This is a genomic window from Tabrizicola sp., from assembly GCF_036781545.1.
Lineage (GTDB): Bacteria > Pseudomonadota > Alphaproteobacteria > Rhodobacterales > Rhodobacteraceae > Tabrizicola.
Genome location: NZ_DAIQAT010000258.1, coordinates 1 through 3,099, shown reverse-complemented (window position 1 = coordinate 3,099; position 3,099 = coordinate 1). Strand labels below are relative to the sequence as shown.

The 3,099-nt window shown below is 66.5% G+C and carries 5 protein-coding genes; all 5 read right to left on the bottom strand.

What is annotated here, in order from left to right; all coding sequences use genetic code 11:
* A partial coding sequence (locus tag V7Q39_RS20650; RefSeq protein ID WP_443082558.1) for a DUF6915 family protein occupies positions 1 to 125 on the bottom strand: 125 nt, incomplete at its 3' end.
* A 10-nt stretch (positions 126 to 135) separates the two neighbouring features.
* A complete protein-coding gene (locus V7Q39_RS20325; protein WP_333818430.1) occupies positions 136 to 627 on the bottom strand; it encodes a DUF6878 family protein in 492 nt (163 codons plus the stop codon).
* A 101-nt stretch (positions 628 to 728) separates the two neighbouring features.
* Positions 729 to 1,247: a DNA repair protein RadC gene (locus tag V7Q39_RS20320; protein WP_333818429.1), complete on the bottom strand. Its 519-nt coding sequence runs from the start codon at positions 1,245 to 1,247 to the stop codon at positions 729 to 731.
* Between the two features lie 107 nt (positions 1,248 to 1,354).
* Complete coding sequence (locus tag V7Q39_RS20315) at positions 1,355 to 1,795, bottom strand: JAB domain-containing protein (RefSeq protein ID WP_037275716.1); 441 nt, start codon at positions 1,793 to 1,795, stop codon at positions 1,355 to 1,357.
* 126 nt (positions 1,796 to 1,921) lie between these two features.
* On the bottom strand, positions 1,922 to 3,099 hold a 1,178-nt coding region (locus V7Q39_RS20310), incomplete at its 5' end, for a DUF932 domain-containing protein (RefSeq protein WP_443082557.1).

Sequence of the window (3,099 nt, the reverse complement as noted above, 5' to 3'; positions counted from 1 at the left end):
TACGCGCCAAGAAAACGCTTGCCTGTCCAGATAACATCTAACCAGGCATGCACCGCCATGAAATCGTCGACCGTGCCGCCCCATTTCTTCACGGAGGACAGGGCGTGGTGGTAGGGATGTGCCATCTCCGCCCCCTCAGAAATCGTGGGTGTAGAGTTCGGACGAGGTGACGCGCTCGTTGAACTCGAGGTGGATGCAGCGGGCCGCAGCGTCGAAGCAGAACTCGCCCCAGGCCCCATCGTTGTTTTCCCAACCGCCATGGGTGTCGGACAGGAAGTCATAGGCCAGCTGCTCGACGACATCCTCGAGCGACAGGCTGCGCATTTCGACTTCGGGATCGTCCCAGGTGAGCGCCGCGTATGCGATCTCGGTCGTGGGGAACTCGACGGCGGTCTCACCGGACCATGCGCCGATGCTTTCGATCTGGCCGCTGTCGCCGGCACCGTCGAAGGTCACGGTGACATGGGTGATGCCGGCCGCCGTGAGGCAATCGAAGAGACGGTCCTTGTTGCCGGGGCGCAGTGCTTCGATCCGGGCCGCGCGAGCAGCATGCGCGGCGAAGATCTGGGCCACGTCGACGGTCGGGGGTGCCATCGGCGGCGCGAGGGTGGGTTCCGTCAGGGTCATTGGGTGTCTCCAGTCAGGGGAAGGGATCGAAGCCAGGCCGGGCGATCTCTCTCCCCCGGACAAGCTCCAATTCCCCCCTGCCCCTCTCTGTCTCTCGGGCCTCACGCGGCAACCTGCAGCGCCCGGGCGGCGAAGGCGCGCCAGAGCGGATCGACGAGCCGAGCATCCAGAAGATCGGCGCGGTGGCGCAGCCGCTGCGCCAGATCGGGTTCGCCCCAGGCGGTCGCGCGCCCCGCCTGCGCGCGCAGCTGGCTCGCCTCGGTTACCACGCCCCGCGCCTCGGCCGCGCTCGTCAGCGGATGACACCAGGCGACGACGTGGTCGCTGGCGGCCCCGGCCAGAACAAGGCGCTCGTCGCGGTCGAGGATCGCAAGAAGCTGGGGCCCGGCATCCGGGGCGATGCCCTCGGCATGGTCGATCGCGCCCTGCATGGCCTCGGCCAGCGTTGCGAAGCGGGAGAGGACCAAAGGCGTGGCCCGGCCCGACATGAGGTCGGCCGGCGCGCGGCGCGACAGGGTCAGGGCGAAGGGATGACTGGGGTCAGCGTCGCCAGTCAGAATATGCGTCGGGACGCACCGCGCGTGGGCGGTCGGGTGGATGGGCAATTGCAGGTCGAACATGGGCGGATCTCCGACGGCGCGAGAAGCGTCTCTTCCCGCTTCTCCGTCAAAGACCAAACCGCCGCCCTCTTTCTCGAAGGCGAGACGGCGATGGGTCCGATGGGCCCTCAGAGCTTCCCCAGGGCTCGCAGGCTCAGCTCCGTCCCGGCGCCGACGATGATGTGGTCGTGCAGCGTCAGGCCGAGATACTTGCAGCCCTTCTGGATCTCCTTGGTCATGCTGAGATCGGCCTCCGAGGGCGTTGGATCGCCGGACGGGTGGTTGTGGATGAGGATCAGGGCGCTGGCGTTCAGCATCAGCGCCCGCTTGATCACTTCGCGCGGATAGACTGGGACATGATCGACCGTGCCGGTCGAGAGAAGCTCATCGGAGATGATGCGGTTCTTGCGGTCAAGGTAGAGGACGTGAAACCGCTCGATGGGGCCGCGAACGGTGAGCGCACAGTAGTCCATCAGCGCCTGCCAACTGCCGATGACGGGGTTTTGGCTGAGATAGCGGCCGAGGATGTCGCGGGCTTCGAGGACGATAGTTTCTTCCTGGGGGGTCATTGGAGTTCTCGCTGAAATGCGCACGCCGAAGCCCCCTACCCTCTCGGGGCGGGACCAGTGGCATGCATGTGGAAGGGGAAAGCGCGACCGCCGCGCGCGAGGGCGGTCGCGATGTCGGGTCTGCCGTCAGCCGACCCGGTCGAGGAGCTTCTTGGCGCGCCCCTCCATGTCGAGGCGGGCATCCTGCTGGGTCTTGTCGCGCGCAAGCCGCGTGATGCCCTGCACGAAGTCGAAGATGCTCTCGGGCGGGCGGCCCTCTTCCATCAGCACCTTCTCGATTATCTTGCCGGCTTCGGCCTTCGAGAAGCCGCGCTTACGCAGGAAGTCATCCCGGTCCTCGTCCGTCCGCGCCACGATCTGCTGCCGCGCCGCCTTGATGCCGTTCACGAAGCCCTGCGGCGAGGAATTGGCGAAGCGCGTCAGTGCCGGGGCCGCCTCATGGGCAAAGCGCGAGGCCGCGTATTTCGAATGGCGGATGGTGATCTCCTGGAAATCCTCGACGCCCCAGAGATTGCGGTTCTGGCACACAGCCCGCAGGTAGAAGCTTGCCATGCCGAGGGTTTTCGCGCCCACCTCGGAATTCCAGCAGTAGAAGCCTCGGAAGTAGAGATCGGGGGAACCATCCGGCAGCCGACCCGCCTCGATCGGGTTGTGATCGTCGACCAGGAACAGGAAGACGTCGCGGTCCGAGGCGTAGAGCGTGGTCGTGTCGCGGCTGACTTCGACATCTGGGTTGTAGACCCCGGTCGACCAGTCGAGCACGCCCGGCACCTTCCAGCGCGTGTCGCCGGTGCCATTGCCCGCGATGCGCTGCACCGCCTCGACCAGCTCATGGTCATGGATGCGGCCATAGTCGGGGCCGGTCACCGCGCGCAGTTCGGTGCGGCCGTCTTCCGTCACGAAGGTTTTCACCTGCTCGGCGCGGTGGTTGGCCAGGCCATACTGCAGGTTGATGCCCGCCAGCGGCGCGGGCAGCTGCCGCAGGTAGGAGGCAGGCGCGCCGACGATGCTGGCAAGCTGGCCGAAGGCCCAGTGCGTGGGCGCAATCGGCTCCTGCGCTTTCGGCAGCATCAGGTGCAGCCGCTCGGGGTTGTCGCGCGCCGCCTCGACTCGAATTTCTGCCGTTTGCACCACCCGGCTACGGCTGCGCTCGGAGCGGCCTTTCACATCGGCCCAGAGATCGTCGAGCGACAGATACCGCTCGTCATCAGGCCGGTTGAACCATTCGGACGACACCCGCCCGTTCCGTTCACCCCGGCTCACATCCACTTTCCAGCCACCAGCCCGCGTCGGTGCGACCGGAT